This is a genomic window from Lactiplantibacillus sp. C232 (genome assembly GCF_023806725.1).
Classification (GTDB): domain Bacteria; phylum Bacillota; class Bacilli; order Lactobacillales; family Lactobacillaceae; genus Lactiplantibacillus; species Lactiplantibacillus plantarum.
Genome location: NZ_JAMSKZ010000086.1, coordinates 1 through 209, shown reverse-complemented (window position 1 = coordinate 209; position 209 = coordinate 1). Strand labels below are relative to the sequence as shown.

Genomic DNA, 209 nt, shown 5'->3' with positions numbered 1-209 from the left:
ACTTGAACCATCGACCTCACGCTTATCAGGCGTGCGCTCTAAACCAGCTGAGCTATAGGCCCAAAAAACGCTTATTAAATTGAGAGTTAGACCTCTCAAAACTAAACAAAGTTTCGAAGAATGTGTAGGTTTCCGTAATATTCCTTAGAAAGGAGGTGATCCAGCCGCAGGTTCTCCTACGGCTACCTTGTTACGACTTCACCCTAATC

1 rRNA gene is annotated in these 209 nt (G+C 44.5%); it reads right to left on the bottom strand.

The features are described from left to right. Nucleotides 1–148 precede the first annotated feature (148 nt). Nucleotides 149–209 (bottom strand): 16S ribosomal RNA (locus MZO41_RS16720); the annotation flags it as partial.